This window comes from Pseudomonas sp. RC10-4-2 (assembly GCF_050433085.1).
Lineage (GTDB): Bacteria > Pseudomonadota > Gammaproteobacteria > Pseudomonadales > Pseudomonadaceae > Pseudomonas > Pseudomonas aeruginosa.
The window spans coordinates 290181-308352 of sequence record NZ_JBNPXX010000008.1; the positions used below are offsets into that span (position 1 = coordinate 290181).

The 18172-nt window shown below is 65.6% G+C and carries 16 protein-coding genes; 8 read left to right on the plus strand and 8 right to left on the minus strand.

The features are described 5' to 3' along the window. Positions 1 to 81 precede the first annotated feature (81 nt). The 7 genes from glpE to lptD form a co-directional block, all read right to left on the minus strand. Positions 82 to 414: a thiosulfate sulfurtransferase GlpE gene (gene glpE / locus FHW81_RS29140; RefSeq protein ID WP_003085081.1), complete on the minus strand. Its 333-nt coding sequence runs from the start codon at positions 412 to 414 to the stop codon at positions 82 to 84. A 43-nt stretch (positions 415 to 457) separates the two neighbouring features. Further along, positions 458 to 1309, minus strand: coding sequence for a symmetrical bis(5'-nucleosyl)-tetraphosphatase (locus FHW81_RS29145; protein WP_003113213.1), 852 nt, complete (start codon positions 1307 to 1309; stop codon positions 458 to 460). Then, positions 1309 to 1689: a Co2+/Mg2+ efflux protein ApaG gene (gene apaG / locus FHW81_RS29150; protein WP_003085085.1), complete on the minus strand. Its 381-nt coding sequence runs from the start codon at positions 1687 to 1689 to the stop codon at positions 1309 to 1311. Before apaG ends, FHW81_RS29145 begins: the two co-directional genes overlap by 1 nt. Positions 1690 to 1725: 36 nt before the next feature. Continuing rightward, entirely contained in the window at positions 1726 to 2532 is an 807-nt protein-coding gene (gene rsmA / locus FHW81_RS29155; RefSeq protein WP_003099569.1) for a 16S rRNA (adenine(1518)-N(6)/adenine(1519)-N(6))-dimethyltransferase RsmA, read from the minus strand. Positions 2533 to 2647: 115 nt separating this feature from the next. Continuing rightward, positions 2648 to 3634, minus strand: a complete 987-nt coding sequence (pdxA, locus tag FHW81_RS29160) for a 4-hydroxythreonine-4-phosphate dehydrogenase PdxA (RefSeq protein ID WP_003109023.1) — start codon at positions 3632 to 3634, stop codon at positions 2648 to 2650. Next, positions 3631 to 4923 carry a peptidylprolyl isomerase gene (locus tag FHW81_RS29165; protein ID WP_003109024.1) on the minus strand — a complete coding sequence of 431 codons (1293 nt, stop codon included), beginning with the start codon at positions 4921 to 4923 and terminating at the stop codon, positions 3631 to 3633. The genes pdxA and FHW81_RS29165 overlap by 4 nt, the downstream gene beginning before the upstream one ends. Continuing rightward, the gene (lptD, locus tag FHW81_RS29170) at positions 4904 to 7696 is read right to left on the minus strand and encodes an LPS-assembly protein LptD (protein WP_003459402.1); all 2793 of its coding nucleotides are present in this window, start codon (positions 7694 to 7696) and stop codon (positions 4904 to 4906) included. The genes FHW81_RS29165 and lptD overlap by 20 nt, the downstream gene beginning before the upstream one ends. Positions 7697 to 7822: 126 nt before the next feature. Here lptD and FHW81_RS29175 point away from each other — a divergent pair, with 126 nt between their 5' ends. Genes FHW81_RS29175 through FHW81_RS29185 form a run of 3 tightly spaced genes read left to right on the plus strand, consistent with a single transcriptional unit; the run spans position 7823 to position 10270 of the window. Further along, positions 7823 to 8839, plus strand: a complete 1017-nt coding sequence (locus FHW81_RS29175) for an aminoglycoside phosphotransferase family protein (protein WP_003099554.1) — start codon at positions 7823 to 7825, stop codon at positions 8837 to 8839. Then, positions 8836 to 9510 (plus strand): N-acetylmuramate alpha-1-phosphate uridylyltransferase MurU, encoded by a 675-nt coding sequence (gene murU, locus FHW81_RS29180; protein ID WP_003099549.1) that lies wholly within the window; start codon positions 8836 to 8838, stop codon positions 9508 to 9510. The genes FHW81_RS29175 and murU overlap by 4 nt, the downstream gene beginning before the upstream one ends. A 1-nt stretch (position 9511) precedes the next feature. Next, positions 9512 to 10270: a DnaJ domain-containing protein gene (locus FHW81_RS29185; RefSeq protein ID WP_003099547.1), complete on the plus strand. Its 759-nt coding sequence runs from the start codon at positions 9512 to 9514 to the stop codon at positions 10268 to 10270. Here the strand turns inward: FHW81_RS29185 and FHW81_RS29190 are convergent, their stop codons facing one another. Further along, positions 10271 to 11332, minus strand: a complete 1062-nt coding sequence (locus FHW81_RS29190) for an alpha/beta hydrolase family protein (RefSeq protein ID WP_003099546.1) — start codon at positions 11330 to 11332, stop codon at positions 10271 to 10273. Between the two features lie 151 nt (positions 11333 to 11483). Here FHW81_RS29190 and FHW81_RS29195 point away from each other — a divergent pair, with 151 nt between their 5' ends. The 5 genes from FHW81_RS29195 to FHW81_RS29215 all read left to right on the plus strand — a co-directional run bounded on the left by FHW81_RS29195 (position 11484) and on the right by FHW81_RS29215 (position 18163). After that, positions 11484 to 13877 carry a PAS domain-containing sensor histidine kinase gene (locus FHW81_RS29195; RefSeq protein ID WP_003113207.1) on the plus strand — a complete coding sequence of 798 codons (2394 nt, stop codon included), beginning with the start codon at positions 11484 to 11486 and terminating at the stop codon, positions 13875 to 13877. 45 nt (positions 13878 to 13922) lie between these two features. Continuing rightward, a complete protein-coding gene (locus FHW81_RS29200; protein WP_003085103.1) occupies positions 13923 to 14555 on the plus strand; it encodes a response regulator in 633 nt (210 codons plus the stop codon). Between the two features lie 128 nt (positions 14556 to 14683). Beyond that, positions 14684 to 15718 (plus strand): polyamine ABC transporter substrate-binding protein, encoded by a 1035-nt coding sequence (locus FHW81_RS29205; protein ID WP_003085106.1) that lies wholly within the window; start codon positions 14684 to 14686, stop codon positions 15716 to 15718. Positions 15719 to 15951: 233 nt separating this feature from the next. Then, on the plus strand, positions 15952 to 17061 hold the full coding sequence (locus tag FHW81_RS29210; protein ID WP_003085109.1) for an ABC transporter ATP-binding protein: 1110 nt from the start codon (positions 15952 to 15954) through the stop codon (positions 17059 to 17061). A gap of 55 nt (positions 17062 to 17116) precedes the next feature. Then, on the plus strand, positions 17117 to 18163 hold the full coding sequence (locus tag FHW81_RS29215; protein WP_003099539.1) for an ABC transporter substrate-binding protein: 1047 nt from the start codon (positions 17117 to 17119) through the stop codon (positions 18161 to 18163). The last annotated feature ends 9 nt before the right edge of the window (positions 18164 to 18172 follow it).

Below are 18172 nucleotides of genomic sequence, written 5' to 3' on the forward strand. Positions count from 1 at the left end.
AAAAGAATAGTTCGTTCTGGACGGAGTAAAGGAAGAAAGGCGAGAGAAGTTACAGTTTTTTTGGCGGGGTAGCGGCGTGGCCTACTCCGCTTCGCCGCTGCTGGTATCCGCGGGATAGACGCTGCGCCATAGCTCGAAGCCGCCGTCGAGGCTGTAGACGTCGCTGAAGCCCTGCTGGATGAAATAGGCGGCGGCGCTCTGGCTGGAGTTGCCGTGGTAGCAGACCACCACCAGCGGAGCGTCGAGGTCGGCGGCGGCGATGAAGTCCGCCACCGAGTGGTTGTCGATGTGCCGCGAGCCGCTGATATGGCCGACAGCGAAGCTCTGCGGGTCGCGGATGTCGACCACCTGGGCGCCGTTTTCGCGGAGCTGGCGGACCTGTTCGGGGGCGATGCGCTGGAAGGTGTCGCTCATGTCGGGGTACCTCTGTACAGGGCGTCCACCGGACGCCGGGGATTCATGCGGGCGTGGCGGCGGGTCTGGCCGGCGCGCGCTGTTCGGCGCAATCGCAGCTCAGGCGTTCGCCGCTGTCGACGTTCAACAGGGTCATCCGCGCGCCCCAGACGCAGCCGGTATCCAGGGCGAACAGGCCGGGCTCGTCGCAGTGGCCTTCGAGGGCCGCCCAGTGGCCGAAGATGATCTTCTCGCCGCGGGTCTTGCGCGAAGGGAAGCTGAACCAGGGGGCGTAGCCGGGCGGCGCGGTGTCGAGGCCTTCCTTGCTCTTCAGGTCGAGCTTGCCATCTTCGGTGCAGAAACGCATGCGGGTGAAGTAGTTGGTGATCACCCTCAGGCGATCGATGCCATGCAGCTTCTTGTCCCACTTGGCCGGCTCGTTGCCGTACATGCCGTCGAGGAACAGCGGCAGGCGCTGGTCGTCGCGCAATGCTTGCTCCACCTCGGCTGCGCGCAGGCGGGCTTTTTCCAGGCTCCACTGCGGGGGGATGCCGGCATGCACCAGGGCGACCTTGCGTTGTTCGTCGTAGTGCAGCAGCGGCAGGCGACGCAGCCAGTCGAGCAGTGGCTCGCGGTCCGGCGCCTCGAGGATTTCCCGCAGCGTGTCGGACTTCTTCAGGCGCTCGGACTTGTGCGCCACCGCCAGCAGGTGCAGGTCGTGGTTGCCCAGGACGCTGACCACCGACTCGCGCATGGCATAGAGAAAGCGCAGCGTCTCCAGGGACTGCGGGCCGCGGTTGACCAGGTCGCCGACCAGCCACAGGCGGTCCTTGGCCGGGTCGAAGGCGACGCGCTCCAGCAGGCATTTCAGGGGATCCAGGCAACCCTGCAGGTCGCCTACCGCGTAGACCGCCATCAGTGCAGCGCTCCCGGTACGGCCAGGCGGAACACCGGGATCGCGGCGTCGAAGGCGATTCCGTCGCTGCCGAGCATCTGATAGCTGCCGCGCATGCTGCCGACCCGGGTCGCCAGCACCGTGCCGCTGGTGTAGGTGTGTTGCGCGCCGGGGGCGATCAGCGGTTGCTCGCCGACCACGCCGGCGCCGCGAACTTCCTGGGTGCGGCCGTCGCCGTCGGTGATGATCCAGTGGCGCGACAGCAGTTGGGCCGGAACCTCGCCCTGGTTCTCGATGGTCACCGTGTAGGCGAAGGCGAAACGGTTCTGCTCCGGGGCGGACTGTTCCGGAAGGTAGCGGGTGTCGACCCTGACGTTGACCTGGTGCTGGGTATCGCTCATACGGCTTGCCTGATTCCTGACGAGTGTCTCACCAGACTAACGATTGCCTGGCAGCTCGGCCAGCCGGTTGGCCAGGCGGACGAATGCGGCCAGGTCGAGTTGTTCGGGACGAAGGGTCGGATCGACCTCTGCGGCCTCGATGTCCTCGACGCTCAGGAGAGGCTTGAGGGTGTTGCGCAGGGTCTTGCGGCGCTGGTTGAAGGCCTCGCGGACCACCCGTTCGAGCAGTTTCGGGTCGCGTGCCGGATGGGGCGGCTCGGCGAAGGGGGTGAGGCGGACGATGGCCGAGTCGACCTTGGGCGGCGGGTTGAACGCGCCGGGGCCGACGTTGAACAGGTGCTCCACCCGACAGTGATACTGGACCATGATCGAGAGCCGGCCCCAGTCCCCGCCGCCCGGCGTGGCCGCCAGGCGCTCGACCACTTCCTTCTGCAGCATGAAGTGCATGTCCTCGATCACCGGCGCGTGCTCCAGCAGATGGAAGATCAGTGGCGTGGAGATGTTGTAGGGCAGGTTGCCGACCACTCGCAGCTTCTCGCCGCTCTCCACCAGCGAGGCGAAATCGAACTTGAGGGCGTCGCCCTGGTGCAGGCTGAAGCGCGACTCGAGGCCGAATTTCAGCTTCAACAGGGGGATCAGGTCCTGGTCGAGCTCGATCACGTCCAGGCGTGCGCCGCTGCCCAGCAGTCCCTCGGTCAGTGCGCCCTGGCCCGGGCCGATCTCCAGCAGGCGCTGACCCTCGCGGGCATGGATGGCACGGAGGATGCGGTGAATCACCCCGGCATCGTGCAGGAAGTTCTGGCCGAAGCGCTTGCGCGCGCGGTGTTGGTAAAGCTCGGACATTGGAAACGGTTCCATGCTGCGGGCCCCAGGCCAAGGCGGGAGGCGCGGATGCGAAAGGGCGCCATTTTAACAGCGAAGCGTCGGGCCGGCAGGGCTAAACGATGGCCGACCGCCGTCAGCAGCGGCTGGCCGCCATCTGGTAGGCGGTTTCCAGGGCGACCTGCAGGCTGCCGCTATCGATGCGGCCGCTGCCGGCCAGGTCGAGGGCGGTACCGTGGTCGACAGAGGTGCGGATGATCGGCAGGCCGAGGGTCACGTTCACGGCGGCACCGAAGCCCTTGTACTTGAGCACGGGGAGGCCCTGGTCGTGGTACATCGCCAGCACCGCGTCGCAATGCTCCAGGTGCTTGGGAGTGAAGAGGGTGTCGGCCGGCAGCGGGCCGATCAGGTCGAGGCCTTCGCCACGCAGGCGCTCGAGGCAGGGTTCGATCACCTCGATCTCTTCCCGCCCCAGGTGACCGCCTTCGCCGGCATGCGGGTTGAGTCCGCAGACCAGGATGCGCGGATGGGCGATGCCGAACTTGTCGCGCAGGTCGGCGTGGAGGATGCGCGCGACCCGGGTCAGGCGCTCATCGCTAATGGCGTCGGCGACCTCGCGCAGCGGCAGGTGGGTGGTCGCCAGGGCCACGCGCAGGCCGCGGGTGGCCAGCATCATCACCACCTGGGCGGTGTGGGTGAGGTCGGCGAGGAATTCGGTATGGCCGGAAAAGGGGATGCCGGCTTCGTTGATCACGCCCTTGTGCACCGGTGCGGTGATCATCCCGGCGAAGTGCCCGTCGAGGCAGCCCTGGCCGGCGCGGGTCAGGGTTTCCAGGACGTAGGCGGCGTTGGCTCGGTCCAATTGCCCGGGCCGGACCGGGGCGGCCAGGGGCGTATCCCATACGTACAGTTGGCCGGCCTTGGCCGGTCGCTCTGGCCAGGCGGCCGGGGAAACGTCCTTAAGGTCGATCGCCAGGCCCAGTTGGCCGGCGCGCTCTTGCAGGAGCGTGCGGCTGGCGATGGCGATCAGGGGGTGGGGCTGGGCGGAGCGGGCGAGCAGCAGGCACAGATCGGGTCCGATACCTGCCGGCTCGCCTGGAGTGAGCGCGAAGCGCAGGCTCACTGCTTGATTTCCACGTAGGCCTCGTCGCGGATCTGCCGCAGCCAGGCTTGCAGTTCCTCGTCATACTTGCGGTTGCGCAGTACGCTTACCGCCTGCTGCTCGCGGAACTTCTCGCTGCTGTCGGTGGCGCGACGGCCGAGGACCTGCAGGATGTGCCAGCCGAACTGCGAGCGGAACGGCTTGGACAGCTCGCCCTGCGGGGTATCGTTCATCACCTGGCGGAACTCGGGCACCAGGGCTTCCGGATCGATCCAGTTCAGGTCGCCGCCGTTGAGGGCGGAACCCGGATCTTCGGAGAAGCTCTTCGCCAGTTCGCCGAAGTCTTCCCCGGACTGGATGCGCTCGTACAGCTTCTGCGCCAGCTTCTCGGTCTCCGCTTCGCTGCGGATCTCGCTGGGCTTGAGCAGGATATGGCGGACATGCACCTCGTCACGGACCATCTTGCTGCCGCCGCGCTTCTCTTCCAGCTTGAGGATGATGAAGCCGCCGGGGGTGCGGACAGGCTCGGTGACGTCGCCGACGGCCAGGGAGCCGATCATGCTGTCGAACGGCTGCGGCAACTGGGCAGCCTTGCGCCAGCCGATCTCGCCGCCTTCCAGGGCGTTGTCGCCGGCCGAGCGGGAAATCGCCAGTTGGCCGAAGTCGGCGCCCTGCTTGAGCTGCTGGTAGAGCTCCTGGGCCTGCCTTGCGGCGGCCTGGATCACGTCCGAGGACGCGGCTTCCGGCACCGGGATCAGGATATTGGCCAGGCGGTACTCTTCGGAAAGCTGGATCTTGCCCATGTCCGAGGCAAGGAAGTTCTTCACCTCCTGCTCGCTGACCTGGATGCGCTCGGCGACCCGGCGCTGACGCACACGGCTGATCACCATCTCGCGACGGACTTGCTCGCGGGCGTCGGCGTAGGACAGGCCGTCGCGGGTGAGGGCGGCCTGGAACTGCTCCAGGCTCATGCCGTTGCGCTGGGCGATGGTGCCCATCGCCTGGTTCAGCTCCTCGTCGGAGATACGGATGCCGGAGCGGTCGCCGATCTGCTGCTGGATGTTCTCGATGATCAGGCGTTCCAGCACCTGCTGGGTCAGCACGTGCTCGGGCGGCAGCGGCGCGCCGCGCTTGAGCAGCGTCTGGTGCACTTCACGCAGGCGCTGGTCGAGCTGGCTCTGCATGATCACATCGTTGTCGACGATGGCGACGACCCGGTCCAGTGGTACCACTTCGGCATGCGCGAAGGAGCAAAGGAGTGCTGCGCCCAATGCAAGGGGGCGCAGCCGATTACATAGCTTGATCTTCACGTTGACGATAACCTTGGATGCCTTTGTCGAGGAACATTTCCGTCTTGTTGCCTACGATGCCGCCGAGGCCCTTCAGGACGATCTGCAGGAAGACGCCGCGGTCGGCCTTTGCGTTCTGCGTAAGGAAGGCATCGTCGTCCACATCCAGCCAATAACGGTTGATCAGACGCAGCTTCCAGCAGCAGCTGTCGTATTCGAAGCCACCGAAGGCTTCGAGGGTGCGGTTCTTGTTGTAGTCGTACTGCCAGCGGGCGAGCACGGACCACTGCGGCACCATCGGCCAGATGACCGAGAAGTCGTGCTGTTTGATGATGTCGTCCTCGCGGCCGTACATGAACCGTCCCGTGGAGCTGTTGAAGCGGCGAGCATCTTCGCGGTAGCGATAGCCAGCATTGACCACCTTGTTTGGATTGTCTTCTGGCTGATAGTGGAACATGGCGCTGCCAGATTCTGTACGGCTGGTGTTGGGATTCCAGTTGAAGTCGGAGCTGACCCTCCAGTCGCGGTTGAAGCGGTATTGCCCCATCAGTGCATATGGAGAACGCCAGCTATCGGTATCCGGATCTTTCAGATCAGGATTGGTCGCACGCAGACGATCCAAATCTTTTTCGGTCAGGCCGGGCAGTTGTACACGACGATCACGGAAGTAGTAAATCTGTCCAGCACTCAAGCTGGCGCGCTCGAATCCATTGGGTTCGATGAAGCGGGTAGTCACGCCGAGCGACAATTGGTTGGCGTCTCCGATACGGTCACGGCCGGAGAACCGATTCTCTCGCCAGAGGGAGTCATAGCTGAACGACGGTTCGCTGGTGTCGAATACTGGAATATTGTCCTGGTCCTTGTACGGAACGTACAGATACATCGCTCTTGGTTCCAGGGTTTGCCGAAACTGCGTGCCGGCAAAGGTCATATCACGGTCAAAATACAGGCCACTGTCAACCTTGGCCAACGGAAGCGAGCGATCCTGACTGCTATCGAATGTTTCGTCATATGCAGTAAGGGTTTGCTTGCCCTGGCTGTCCAGATCCAGATCGTACTTCGTATAGAGGAACTTCAGGGTCGGGGTCAGATAACCCCAACTCCGGGTCATCGGCAGACTCATGCCGGGTTCCAGGTGTGCCCGGTCGCCATTGGCCCGGGCCAGACCCTTCAGGTTGTTGTCGACACGGGGTACTCGGGAACCGATAGGGTCGTTCTCGTCCGCGATGTAGTATCCGTCATCGAGGTCTCTGTCGAAGCGGACGAATTCGGTTTTGTAGTCGAATTTCAGGCCGCCCGGATTGTATGGCAAGAAACCGTCGAAGGTGACCTGCGGCAGACGGTTGTAAGGCGTCACGTCGGTGGTGGTCGCCAGTTGATAACCTTGCAGGTTCAGGCGACCGGTAAAGGTATCGCCCCGGTAGGTCACGCTGCCGCGCTGATTGACATAGGTGGTACTGCCTACACCCAGGTCAGTATCCAGGTCCTGGAAGTAATAGGGATCGCTGATCCGCGTGTAGTCGACCTCGGCCAGCCAGCGCGAATCGAGGCCGGTGGTGTTCTTGAGGCCGTACAGCCAGCGGTCCTTGCTGTAGTCCGGGAAGTTCTCGCGGTGATCGTCCTTGTCGTTCAGGTAGGCGGCGTTGACGGTGCCTTCGCTGCTGTGGGTCAGGTAGCGGAACTCGCCTTCCAGCATCATGCCGCGCTTGGCCATGTAGCGCGGGTACAACGTGGCGTCGTAGTTCGGCGCCAGGTTGAAGTAGTACGGGGTGACCAGGGTGAAGCCGGTGTCGCTGGTGCTGCTGAAGCTCGGCGGCAGGAAGCCGGACTGGCGGCGGTCGTCGATCGGGAAATAGATGTACGGGGTGTAGAACACCGGGAAGTCTTTGACCCGCAGGGTCGCGTTGGTCGCGGTGCCGAAGCCGGTGGCCGGGTTCAGCTTGACGTTGTTGCCCTTCAGGGTCCAGGCGTTGCTGCTCGGTTCGCAGCGGGTGTAGGTGCCATCCTTGAGCATGATGATGGCGTTCTCGCTGCGCTTGGCGTAGAGCGCGCTGCCGCGGGCATGGGCCTTGTGGATCACGTACTCGGCGTTGTCGACCTGGGCTTCGCCGTTGTCCAACTGGACCTGGGCGTGGTCGCCGACCACCAGCATGCCCTTGTCGCGCAGCTTGACGTTGCCGACCAGTTCGCCGCGGTTTTCCAGCTGGTGCAGGTTGGCCTCGTCGCCTTCCACCTGCATGCTTCCCTGGCGCAGGACCACGTCACCGGCGAGGGTGGCGATCTGTTTTTCCTGCTCGTAGCGCGAAGCCTTGGCGGATACGTAGGTCGGGCTCTCGTCGCTGGGCGCGCCGTCATCCATGCCCGGACGCACCGGCTCGATGTAGGAGCCGCCGCAATAGGGGCCGATTTCCGCCAACTGGGCGGCGGTCAGTTTTTCCCGAGGAATCCAGTCGAGGTGCGAATAGTCCGCACTGCGGGATTTCAGCGCGCGACCGCCGGACTCGGTGACCAGGCGCTGGGTCGGCTCTGCCTCGACGGTTTCGCCTCCGCTGCCGGACACGCTGCTGCCCGCCGCGGCGGTGCTGACCGAGGTCGCGGTATGCGCCGGGCGCGGTGGCAGGTTGGCATTGGCGTTCTGCAGCGGGGAGCAATCCCAGCCGCCGGTGGCCGACACCTTGCAGTCGAACTGATCGGCGGCCTGTACAGTCAATGCTGCGACCGGCTGCAGAGCCAGCAGGCTGCCGGTGACCAGCAGGGGAAACTTTCTTCGAAACACGAGGGATTTCACTGCCATCTTGTTAATCCGGGCTTCCTGCGCGCCATCGGCCCGGTGGGCCGCACGCCTCTCGATGGGCTGAAAAAGATGCTGGATAATAAAGCATGACCTGCGCAACGGCTAGGGCCGTGGAGAACCCCGTAAATGTCTGATGATGCCCGTTTCCAGCAGCTGAATCGCTGGTTGGACTCTTGTTTGCCCGAGTTGTTCGTTGCCGAAGGTTGGGGGGAAGTGCCCCCCGCCGAACTGATCCCGGCCAGTAGCGACGCCAGCTTCCGTCGTTATTTCCGCTGGCAGGGAGGGGACCGCAGCCTGGTGGTGATGGACGCGCCGCCGCCCCAGGAAGACTGCCGACCGTTCGTCAAGGTCGCCGGACTGCTCGCCGGAGCCGGCGTGCATGTGCCGAGGATTCTCGCCCAGGATCTGGAGAACGGTTTCCTGCTGCTCAGTGACCTGGGCCGGCAGACCTACCTCGACGTGCTTCATCCCGGGAATGCCGACGAGCTGTTCGAACCGGCCCTGGATGCGCTGATCGCCTTCCAGAAGGTCGATGTCGCCGGTGTCCTGCCTGCCTACGACGAAGCGGTGCTGCGCCGCGAGCTGCAGCTGTTCCCCGACTGGTACCTGGCCCGCCACCTCGGCGTGGAGCTGGAGGGCGAGACGCTGGCCCGCTGGAAACGGATCTGCGACCTGCTGGTACGCAGCGCGCTGGAGCAACCGCGGGTGTTCGTCCATCGCGACTATATGCCGCGCAATCTGATGCTCAGCGAGCCCAACCCGGGCGTCCTCGACTTCCAGGACGCCCTGCACGGCCCGGTCACCTACGATGTCACCTGCCTGTACAAGGACGCCTTCGTCAGTTGGCCGGAGCCGCGCGTGCATGCCGCGCTGAACCGTTACTGGAAGAAGGCGACCTGGGCCGGCATCCCGCTGCCGCCAAGCTTCGAAGACTTCCTCCGTGCCAGCGACCTGATGGGCGTGCAGCGCCACCTGAAGGTGATTGGCATCTTCGCCCGTATCTGTCACCGCGACGGCAAGCCGCGCTACCTGGGTGACGTGCCGCGCTTCTTCCGTTATCTGGAAACCGCCGTGGCGCGCCGTCCCGAGCTGGCCGAACTGGGCGAGCTGCTGGCCTCGCTGCCGCAGGGAGCCGAGGCATGAAGGCGATGATCCTCGCCGCCGGGCGTGGCGAGCGCATGCGGCCGACCACCCTGCACACGCCCAAGCCGCTGATCGAGGCCGCCGGCGTGCCATTGATCGAGCGTCAGTTGCTGGCGCTGCGCCAGGCCGGAGTCGACGACTGGGTGATCAACCATGCCTGGCTTGGCGAGCAGATCGAGGCCTATCTCGGCGACGGTTCGCGCCTGGGCGGGCGGATCGCCTATTCCCCGGAGGGTGAACCGCTGGAAACCGGTGGCGGAATCTTCCGCGCCCTGCCGTTGCTCGGCGAGCAGCCGTTCCTGTTGCTCAACGGCGATGTCTGGAGCGACTTCGACTACTCTCGGCTGCATCTTGCCGACGGCGACCTGGCGCATCTGGTGCTGGTCGACAACCCGGCGCACCATCCCGCCGGCGATTTCCACCTGGATGCCGGCGGACGGGTGGGCGAGACCCGCGAAGCGGGCGGCAACCTTACCTACAGCGGGATCGCCGTACTGCATCCCGCGCTGTTCGAGGGCTGCCAGCCGGGCGCCTTCAAGCTGGCGCCGCTATTGCGCAAGGCCATCGCCGCGGGGCGGGTCAGCGGCGAACACCATCGTGGGCAGTGGGTCGACGTCGGTACCCACGAGCGCCTGGCGGAAGTCGAGCGATTGCTGGCGGAGCACGCCTGAGATGCTCTGGCCCGCTACGCTGATCGGAGCCGGAGCCGGCTGGGCCCTGGCCAGCATCCCCGGCGCCCTGCTCGGCGGCCTGCTGGGGCAACTGCTGGACCGCAGGTTGCGCCTGGAGTCCTGGCGCGGCCTGCTGGCGCGCTTGCGCGGGCGGGCGGTGAACGATGAGGACGACCTGCTGTTTCAGTTGCTCGGCTATCTGGCCAAGAGCGGCGGGCGGGTGGAGGAGATGCATATCCGCCAGGCGCGCGAGGAGATGGCGTTGCGCAAGCTCGATAGGCGAGCCCAGCGGCGTGCCATCGCGTCCTTCGGCAAGGGCAAGGCCGGCATCGCCCATCTGCAGGCGGAGGTCGCGCGTCTGAAGGGCGAACGTGCGGAGGCAGTATTGCTCGCCTGCTGGCGGATGGCCTGGGCTGGCGGCGTGCTCAGCCAGTCGGCGCGACAACTGGTGTTGCAATGGGGGCGCTGGCTGGGTTGGTCGGCGGAGCGAACGGAACGCTTGTCGGCGCGGGTCATGCCGAAGCGGACGCGCGCTGTCGCCCGGGATAGCTACCGTGAGGCCCTGCTGCTGCTCGGCGTGGAGGCCGGAAGCGAGCCGGCGCTGATCAAACGCGCCTATCGCAAGCTGATCAGCCAGCACCATCCGGACAAACTGGCGGGAGCCGGCGCCAGCGTCGAGCGCGTGCGTGCGGCTACCGAGAAAACCCGTGAATTGCAGGCGGCCTACGCCCTGGTCCGAGAGCGTGAGGGGTTTCGCTGATCACTCCGCAGGTTTCTGCGCATCGGCCTGCAGGTGAAGGCTGAGCCAGCCGCGGATTCGTCGGTACAGTTGCTCCTGCTCCGCCTTGGGGTCGGCCGGTAGCGCCTGCATCGCGATTTGTACGTAGGCTGGGTGTTTCTGCCGCTTGCCGGCCTGCATGCGCAGCCTGGCCGCCTCGCGGTCGGCGCGGGCGTCGCGGTAATAGAAGTCGCCGGTCGCCAGTTTCAGCTTCGGCACCATATCTTCCAGCGCCGGGCGAAAATCGCGCGGTACCTCCGCGGCAACCAGCAGCAGGTTGTGGATTTCCGCAGGCTCCTTCTCCGCCAGGTAGCGTGCCGCCCAATAGGCGCCCGTGCCATGACCGAGCAGGACGACGCTTTTCGGTTCGTGCTGCAGGGCCAGGTCGATGCTCGCCTGCAGGCGCGCCATGACCCGTTCGGCGTGCGCCTTGCGCTGCTCGACCGGATCGATGGCTGGGGGAGGGGCCTGGTCCTCGCTCTGCGCCGGTTCGCCGCTGCCGGCTTCGGCGGTGCTTTCCGGCGCCGGCGCGTTGCCGCTTTCGCCTTTCACGTCAGGCTTGCTTGCGCTGTCCGCGGCGCTGGCGTCCTTGTCGGCGCTGGCGCTGGCGGCGGATTCCGCAGGGCGGGTAACCGGCGCGGTGCTCTGCGGGTCGGGCAGGGCCAGGCTCAGGGTCTGCCAGCCGGCATCCGGCAGTTTGCGCCTTAGCGGGCCGATGGCTTGCGGCCAGTCCGGACTTTCGCCATCACCGGGAACCAGGATCACTACACCTTCGGCCTCGGCGGTGTTGGCTGGCAACCAGAGGGTGAGGAAGCTTTCGTCGCCGGCCTTGAGGATCTGCTGGCCGTCCTCCGGCAACTGGCGCTCCAGCCCCTTGGCCTCGTCCTGGCTGCGCTCGCTGACCGCCGGGCGTTCCACGGGGGCCTGCGGCTGGTCCTTGGCGGCCTCCTCTTCGGCATGAACGAAAGCCGGCGGCAGGAAAGCGGCGGCCAATAGCAGCGGCAGCAGGGCGGAGGGCTTCGGCAGTAGAGAGAAGGCCGGCATTGGAAATTCCTGATAGACAATCCAGAAGGCAGCCTAAACCCAGAGCACTTCTTTGTCAGGCCGAGCCTTCGCATGGTTCGCCGGTCGCGCTCGCGGTAAGGTATGCCCGCTTTTCCTTCCGTTGCGGTGTATTCCGTGGAGTGTCGCCGGCATGTTGCGTCGTTGCTGTCTGCTCTTCTTCTGTCTGCTGTTGAGCCTGCCCGTGCGAGCGGAGGAGTCGGTCGCCTTGCCGCTGACGGCGGAGCTACGGACCTGGCTGGCGGAGCATCGGGAATTGCGCGTCGGGGTGGTCACCGAAGCGCCCTATGCCCAGTACGACCGCCGCCTGCAACAGTATTCCGGGGCCAACGTGGAGCTGATGGGCTGGCTGGCCACGGCAATGCAGGTGACCTTGCGGTGGCAGGGCTATCCCGACCAGGCGGCGCTCGACGATGCCCTGCGCGCTGGGCGCGTGGATATCGCTCCCGGCCTCAGCCAGACCCCAGCCGGGCTGCGCTTGTGGCTGTTCTCCGATCCCTACCTGCGGGTTTCCCGGCTGGTGGTGGGGAAGCGCGATGGCAGCGGCAGCGTCGAATTGGAGCAACTGGAGCGCGATACCCGGGTTGCCGTGCGGGCCGGCAGTTCGGTAGCCGACTACCTCAGCAGCACCTATAGCGGCCTGCAATGGGTGTCGGCCGATTCCGAACGCGAGGTGCTGCGCGCCGTGCTCGCCGGACAGGCACGCTACGCGGTGATCGACGAAGCGCAACTCAGCCGCCTGACCCGCGAACCGGAGTTCGCCGAGCTAGCGGTGGTTGGCGATATCGGCTACCCGCAGCTGCTGCGGGTGGCGACCCGTCGCGACTGGCCGGAACTGGCGATGGTGGTCGACCAGGCGTTGCGCTCGCTGCCGCGCAAGTCCCTGGACCAGTTGCACGAGCGCTGGTTGCAACCCAAGTATCCGCGCCTCGGCGAGTCGCCGGGGTTCTGGCAGAACCTGTCGATCCTCCTCGGCCTGCTGCTGGCCGGCGCGCTGGTGGCGGTGTTCCTCCAGCGGCGCCAGCAGCATGCGCTGGAAGCCCGGCTGTACGGCGCCCGCCGCGACCTGGAGCTGCGCCAGGCGGCCGAGGAGGCGCTGCGCCTGACCCAGTTCTCCATCGACAACAGCACCCTGGGCATCCTCTGGGTCAACTGGGACAGCCGCGTACGCTACGCCAACCGCGCCGCCGAACAGATGCTCGGCCATGCCGACGGCCAACTCGTGGACCGTCCGCTGGCCGACTTCGAGCCCGGCCTGGACATGGACCGCTGGTTGAATCTTTGGCGTCGTGCGCGCAATAGCGAGGAGGGCCCGCTCAGCTTCGAGACCCGCTGCCTGCGCGCCGACGGCAGTTGGCTGCCGGCCGACGTCTCGCTTAGCTTCCTGCGCTTCGGCACGTCCGAGTATCTGGTGGTGTTCCTCAGCGACGTCACCGAGCGCCGCCGTGCCCGCGAGGCATTGCAGGAAAGCGAGGCGCGGATGAAGGGCATCGCCTCCAACGTGCCGGGCATGGTCTTCCGCCTGGAGCGCCCGCGGGCCGGCGCGTTTTCCGACTTCGCCTATATCAGCGAGGGCAGCGAGGCGCTGGTCGGCTACAGCGCTCGCGAACTGATCGAAAGCGGCCGCGGCATTCGTGGCCTGGTCCATCCCGACGACCGCGAGCGCTACTGGTCGAGCCAGATGGCTGCCCTCGACGAGAATCGCGACTGGCATTGGCAGGGCCGCATCCTCACCCGCCAGGGCGAATTGCGCTGGGCCGACATCAAGGCTTCGGCGCGCTGTTTCGAGGATGGTCGTGCGGTCTGGGACGGGGTGGTCTGGGACATCACCGCGAACAAGCAGATCGAACTCGAACTCGGCGAGTCGCGCGCCCAGCTCCGCGAGCTGTCGGCGCACCTGGAGTCGGTGCGGGAGGAGGAGAAGGCGCGTATCGCCCGCGAGGTCCATGATGAGCTGGGCCAGGTGCTGACGGTGCTGAAGCTGGAAACCTCGATGTGCGAGCTGGCCTATGCCGATGCCCAGGAGGGCCTGCGCGAACGCCTGGGCAACATGAAAAAGCTGATCGCCCAGTTGTTCCAGCTGGTGCGCGACGTGGCTACCGCACTGCGCCCGCCGATCCTCGACGCCGGAATCGGCTCGGCGGTGGAGTGGCAGGCGCGGCGCTTCGAGGCGCGCACGCAGATTCCCTGCCTGGTGGAGGTGCCGGAGAACTCGCCGCAGTTGGTCGACGCCAAGGCTATCGGCCTGTTCCGCATCCTCCAGGAGGCGTTGACCAATGTCATGCGGCATGCCGAGGCGCATACTGTGCAACTGCGTCTGCTGCGCGAGGGCGACGAGCTGTGCCTGAGCGTCAGCGACGACGGTCGCGGGTTCGATGTTGCCACGGTGGGGCGTGGCAGTTCCTTCGGCCTGGTCGGCATGCGCGAGCGGGTGCTGATGATGGGCGGTACGCTGGACATCGACAGTGCCCCCGGCGAGGGCACCACGCTCAGCGTGAGGATTCCGCTGGGCGTCGCGGGCCCGTGACAAGAACAACCGCCGACAAGGCGGAACAGCGTGAGGCAGCAAAGAGTGGTGATCCGAGTCCTGGTCGCTGAAGACCACACGATTGTCAGGGAAGGCATCAAGCAACTGATTGGCATGGCCAAGGACCTGCAGGTGGTCGGCGAGGCCACCAATGGCGAGCAGTTGCTGGAAACCCTGCGCGGAACGCCTTGCGAGGTGGTCCTGCTGGATATCTCCATGCCCGGCGTCAATGGCCTCGAGGCGATTCCGCGGATTCGCGCGCTGAACGAGCCGCCGGCGATCCTGGTGCTGTCGATGCACGACGAGGCGCAGATGGCCGCCCGCGCCCTGAAGATAGGTGCTGCCGGCTATGCCACCAAGGACAGCGATCCGGCATTGCTGCTCACCGCGATCCGCAGGGTCGCCGGCGGCGGACGCTACATCGACCCGGACCTTGCCGATCGGATGGTCTTCGAGGTCGGCCTGACCGATTCGCGTCCGCCCCATGCGCTGCTCTCCGAGCGCGAGTTCTCGGTGTTCGAGCGGCTGGTGCAGGGCGCCAACGTCAACGAGATCGCCCAGCAACTGGCGGTCAGCAACAAGACCATAAGTACCCACAAGGCACGCCTGATGCAGAAGCTCAACGCGCATTCGGTAGCCGACCTGGTGCGCTACGCGATGGAGCACCGCCTGCTCTGACAGGGGCGTTCGCCCAGGTTTTGCTCGCGGCTTGTGCGCCAGGTCCGGTTTTCGCGATCTGCTGTCTACCTGGCTTCCGCGCGGCAGGGAATGATGCTTGCCGGCCAACACGATAAGGAGAAGAAACGATGTTGCCAGCCATGAGGACGGGCCTGTTGTGCGCCCTTCTCGGAGTTACCGCGCCCGCCTGGGCGGAATACGTGACCGTGATTTCCTTCGGCGGCGCCAACAAGGAAGCCCAGGAAACCGCGTTCTACAAACCCTTCAAGAGCGCCACCGGCAATCGCGTGGTGCATGGCTCCTACAATGGCGACCTGGCCAAGCTCAAGCGCATGGTGGAGATCAGCCACGTCTCCTGGGACGTGGTGGAAGTCGAGGCGCCGGAGCTGGCGCGCGGTTGCGAGGAAGGTCTGTTCGAGAAGCTGGACATGGCGAAGGTCGGCGATCCCGCGGATTTCGTTCCCGGCGCGGTGCAGCCCTGCGGAGTCGGCATCTTCGTCTGGACCACGCTGCTTGCCTACAACCCCGGCAAGGTTGCGGGCAGCCCGCAGGGCTGGGCGGATTTCTGGGACGTGAAGAAGTTTCCCGGCAAGCGCGGCCTGCGCTGGGGCGCCAAGTACAGCCTGGAGTTCGCCCTGATGGCCGATGGCGTGGCGCCGAAGGACGTCTACCAGACGCTGGCGACGCCCGCCGGCGTCGAGCGGGCATTCCGCAAGCTCGACGAGCTGAAGCCCTATATCCATTGGTGGAAGTCCGGGCAGGACCCTGTGCGCGACCTGGCCGATGGCACGGTGGTGATGAGTTCGGCCTACAACGGGCGGATCGCCGCGGCGCAGGCCGAGAAGCAGCGCCTGGCAATGGTCTGGAGCGGCGGCGTCTACGATTTCGACTTCTGGGCGCTGCCGGTCGGGGTTTGGAAGAAGCAGTTGGCCGAGGAGTTCATCCGTTTCGCCAGCCAGCCGGAGCAGCAGAAGGCTTTCGCCGAGAACATCGCCTACGGCCCGGCCAACCGCAAGGCGGTAGGCCTGCTCGATCCGCAAGTGGCTGCCAACCTGCCGACCGCGCCGCAGAACATGCAGAACGCGGTGGGTATGAACGTGGCCTTCTGGGCGGAGCACGGCGAGGCCCTGGAGCAGCGTTTCCAGAACTGGGCCAAGCGCTGAGGAGGCCGTTGCGCGCCAGCCGGAGAGCGCTGGCGCGCAAACCTTTGCTCTTCTCGAAAGCTCCTTCCCAGAGCGGTCTGGCCCATTCCGGGGGGCATCTTTTTTGTAGGGCGATTCCTACAAAGAGCTTTCCTTTCCCCTGATAGAAAACTCTCTTGCCGGCCGATTTGCGTCCTGCGCCGGGTTCTCTAGGCTGTTCGCACAGCATCCATAAAACGAACAAAGGTGCGGTTATGGCCGAGACTCAAGGCGGCGATGTGCTGGTCAGCTTCCGTGGCGTGCAGAAAAGCTACGACGGCGAGACCCTCATCGTGAAGGATCTCAACCTGGACATTCGCAAGGGCGAATTCCTCACCCTGCTCGGCCCCTCCGGGTCCGGCAAGACCACCAGCCTGATGATGCTGGCCGGTTTCGAAACCCCCACCGCCGGCGAAATCCTCCTGGCCGGTCGCTCGATCAACAATGTCCCTCCGCACAAGCGCGACATCGGCATGGTGTTCCAGAACTATGCGCTGTTCCCGCACATGACCGTGGCCGAGAACCTGGCCTTTCCCCTCAGCGTCCGTGGCATGAGCAAGACCGACGTGAAGGAAAGGGTCAAGCGCGCGTTGTCGATGGTCCAGCTCGACGCCTTCGCCGGGCGTTATCCGGCGCAGCTTTCCGGTGGCCAGCAGCAGCGCGTGGCGCTGGCCCGCGCGCTGGTCTTCGAGCCGCAACTGGTGCTGATGGACGAGCCCCTGGGAGCGCTGGACAAGCAACTTCGCGAGCACATGCAGATGGAAATCAAGCATCTGCACCAGCGCCTCGGCGTCACCGTGGTCTACGTCACCCACGACCAGGGCGAGGCGCTGACCATGTCCGACCGGGTGGCGGTGTTCCACCAGGGCGAAATCCAGCAGATCGAGCCGCCGCGCAATCTCTACGAGCAGCCGCGCAACACCTTCGTGGCCAACTTCATCGGCGAGAACAACCGTCTATCCGGGCAGCTTCTCAGTTGCGACGGCGAGCGCTGCGTGGTCGGGCTGCCGCGCGGCGAGAAGGTTGAGGCGCTGGCGGTCAACGTCGGCCAGCCGGGCGAGCCGGTGACCTTGTCGATCCGCCCCGAGCGGGTGCGCCTGAACGGTGCCAGCGAGTCTTGCGTCAACCGTTTCTCCGGCCGCGTGGCCGAATTCGTCTACCTGGGCGACCACGTGCGTGTGCGCCTGGAGGTCTGCGGCCGCGACGACTTCTTCGTCAAGCAGCCGATCGCCGAGCTGGACCCGACGCTGAGCGTCGGTGATGTGGTTCCGCTGGGCTGGCAGGTCGAGCATGTGAGGGCGCTCGACCCTCTGCCGGCGGCGTGAGCGCCGGCAGTCCCGAACCGTACCGAAGCAACCCTGCACTGTGGAGAGAACAATAATGTCGAAATCCCTGAAAGCGGCCAGCCTGAAGTTCGCCACCCTGGCGGCCGGCCTGGCCTGCGCGGCCCAGGCCATGGCGGTGGACCTGACCGTGGTGTCCTTCGGCGGGGCCAACAAGAGCGCCCAGATCAAGGCGTTCTACGAGCCCTACCAGAAAGCCACCGGCAACAGGATCGTCGCCGGCGAATACAACGGCGAGATGGCCAAGGTCAAGGCCATGGTCGATACCAACAGCGTGTCCTGGGACCTGGTGGAAGTGGAGTCGCCGGAGCTGTCGCGCGGCTGCGACGAAGGCCTGTTCGAGGAACTCGACCCGGCGCAGTTCGGCAAGACCGAGGACTTCGTGCCCGGCGCCATCCAACCGTGCGGCGTGGGTTTCTTCGTCTGGTCCACGGTGCTCGCCTACAACGCCGACAAGCTGAAAAGCGCGCCGACCAGTTGGGCGGACTTCTGGGACATCAAGAAATTCCCCGGCAAGCGCGGCCTGCGCAAGGGCGCCAAGTACACCCTCGAATTCGCCCTGATGGCCGATGGCGTGGCGCCGAAGGACGTCTACGGCGTGCTCGCCACCAAGGAAGGCCAGGATCGTGCCTTCAAGAAGCTCGACGAGATCAAGTCGAGCATCCAGTGGTGGGAGGCGGGCGCCCAGCCGCCGCAGTACCTGGCTTCCGGCGATGTGGTGATGAGTTCTGCCTACAACGGTCGGATCGCCGCGGTGCAGAAGGAAAGCAACCTGAAGGTGGTATGGAACGGCGGCATCTACGATTTCGACGCCTGGGCCATCCCGAAGGGGGCGAAGAAACGGGAAGAGACCCTGAAGTTCATCGCCTTCTCGGTGCAGCCCCAGCAGCAGAAGACTTACTCGGAAAACATCGCCTACGGTCCGGCCAACAAGCAGGCGGTGCCGCTGCTGGACAAGGCCCTGCTGAAGGACATGCCGACCACTCCGGAAAACATCCAGAACCAGGTGGCAATGGACGTGACCTTCTGGGCCGACTACGGCGAACAACTGGAACAGCGCTTCAACGCCTGGGCGGCCAGGTAATCCTCGCCT

Excerpts from the sequence above, each read along its gene's own strand:
- glpE (WP_003085081.1), bottom strand. The coding sequence starts at position 414 with ATGAGCGACACCTTCCAGCGCATCGCCCCCGAACAGGTCCGCCAGCTC.
- FHW81_RS29145 (WP_003113213.1), bottom strand. The coding sequence starts at position 1,309 with ATGGCGGTCTACGCGGTAGGCGACCTGCAGGGTTGCCTGGATCCCCTG.
- apaG (WP_003085085.1), bottom strand. The coding sequence starts at position 1,689 with ATGAGCGATACCCAGCACCAGGTCAACGTCAGGGTCGACACCCGCTAC.
- rsmA (WP_003099569.1), bottom strand. The coding sequence starts at position 2,532 with ATGTCCGAGCTTTACCAACACCGCGCGCGCAAGCGCTTCGGCCAGAAC.
- lptD (WP_003459402.1), bottom strand. The coding sequence starts at position 7,696 with ATGGCAGTGAAATCCCTCGTGTTTCGAAGAAAGTTTCCCCTGCTGGTC.
- FHW81_RS29175 (WP_003099554.1), top strand. The coding sequence starts at position 7,823 with ATGTCTGATGATGCCCGTTTCCAGCAGCTGAATCGCTGGTTGGACTCT.
- murU (WP_003099549.1), top strand. The coding sequence starts at position 8,836 with ATGAAGGCGATGATCCTCGCCGCCGGGCGTGGCGAGCGCATGCGGCCG.
- FHW81_RS29185 (WP_003099547.1), top strand. The coding sequence starts at position 9,512 with ATGCTCTGGCCCGCTACGCTGATCGGAGCCGGAGCCGGCTGGGCCCTG.
- FHW81_RS29190 (WP_003099546.1), bottom strand. The coding sequence starts at position 11,332 with ATGCCGGCCTTCTCTCTACTGCCGAAGCCCTCCGCCCTGCTGCCGCTG.
- FHW81_RS29195 (WP_003113207.1), top strand. The coding sequence starts at position 11,484 with ATGTTGCGTCGTTGCTGTCTGCTCTTCTTCTGTCTGCTGTTGAGCCTG.
- FHW81_RS29205 (WP_003085106.1), top strand. The coding sequence starts at position 14,684 with ATGTTGCCAGCCATGAGGACGGGCCTGTTGTGCGCCCTTCTCGGAGTT.
- FHW81_RS29210 (WP_003085109.1), top strand. The coding sequence starts at position 15,952 with ATGGCCGAGACTCAAGGCGGCGATGTGCTGGTCAGCTTCCGTGGCGTG.
- FHW81_RS29215 (WP_003099539.1), top strand. The coding sequence starts at position 17,117 with ATGTCGAAATCCCTGAAAGCGGCCAGCCTGAAGTTCGCCACCCTGGCG.